This is a genomic window from Aeromonas sp. HMWF015, assembly GCF_963878965.1.
GTDB lineage: Bacteria > Pseudomonadota > Gammaproteobacteria > Enterobacterales > Aeromonadaceae > Aeromonas > Aeromonas veronii.
Genome location: NZ_CAWNZT010000312.1, coordinates 1 through 1,093, shown reverse-complemented (window position 1 = coordinate 1,093; position 1,093 = coordinate 1). Strand labels below are relative to the sequence as shown.

Below are 1,093 nucleotides of genomic sequence, written 5' to 3'. Positions count from 1 at the left end.
TGTCCCGAGAAGGGGCCCTGGTAGTGGATCACCATATTGTTACCCACGTAGATCCCATGGTGCTCATACCCGATACGCGGAGAGATAAGGTGGTCGCCATAGTTCAATGCGGACATGTTGCGCTCTCCTACTGCAGCAAGGTGATGGCATGTGCCAGGGCACGGGATTTGAGTTGAGCGCCTTGACCAAACCAGGCTGAATCCAGCCGATGATCCTGGCTGCGGGTACGGCGATGGTGGTCGACATACTCGGTCACCGCATTGACCAATCCCCATGCGGTGTTGTGCGAACTGGCCAACTCTGCTCCCATGCCCGCCCCTTGGTAGAGCTCATGCAAACGCTGCACAGGTCGAGTGAGTACAATGCTCTCTTCGTCCAGAGGCTGTGCCAACAGGTCACTGAAAAAGCGCAGTGCCTCTTGAGGGGCCACAGGGCGTTGGCTGAGCGTTTTGGCATGCTGACCGAAAAGGTCCCACTGACTTACCCCCAGCCCTAGCGCCTGTTTCACGGCACTTGCGTCAAACTGGGTGGAGTGGGGTACCTTGAGCGCTGCGGACTGGTTACCTACTGCTACCTGAAGGGTGTTGTTGCAGACTACCCGCACTGAGGTGAATTGCGCCGTGGTGCAGAGTGTCCCATCACAGCTGGTCGCCAGCAGCAGATAGGACTTCACCAGATCACCGCCTTTGAGCATCAGATCCTGCCCTGTCTTGGCCAAGGCCCAGAGTTTGCGACCACCTTTGAGTGAGCCTGCGGTCTCCAGCTCGAAACCACCGGCCTCCACCAAATCTTGATAGAAGTGCAACACCTCATGGGGCTGTACCACGTTGTAGCGCTGTGAAACCACCGACAGCGGTGCCAGGGTATCGGAGCGGTAGAGGACTTTGCTGTCGGGGTAGGTGTGCAGGATGGGATTGTCAGGTGAGCCCTGATACAGCACATCGCTCTGCTCAATGGTCCAGTCCATCCCGGCGGCTTGCAGCCAGACATCCAGGGATTGTTGTGGGGGGAGGACATTGCCAAGGCCATGCCAAGGTGTTTGGCCGGTGTAGGCCATGGAATCAATCAAATGAGCCATAGAGATCTCCAATGA

Annotated in this window: 2 protein-coding genes; both read right to left on the bottom strand. The window is 57.3% G+C overall.

Going from position 1 to position 1,093, the window contains the following annotated elements:
* Positions 1-116, bottom strand: a 116-nt coding sequence (locus AACS18_RS15950; RefSeq protein ID WP_181363301.1) for a lecithin retinol acyltransferase family protein, incomplete at its 3' end; no start/stop codon positions are given.
* A gap of 11 nt (positions 117-127) precedes the next feature.
* Entirely contained in the window at positions 128-1,078 is a 951-nt protein-coding gene (locus AACS18_RS15945; RefSeq protein WP_108612681.1) for a DUF932 domain-containing protein, read from the bottom strand.
* Between the last annotated feature and the right edge of the window lie 15 nt (positions 1,079-1,093).

Coding starts and splice junctions, on each gene's coding strand:
- AACS18_RS15945 (WP_108612681.1), bottom strand. CDS start 1,078: ATGGCTCATTTGATTGATTCCATGGCCTACACCGGCCAAACACCTTGG.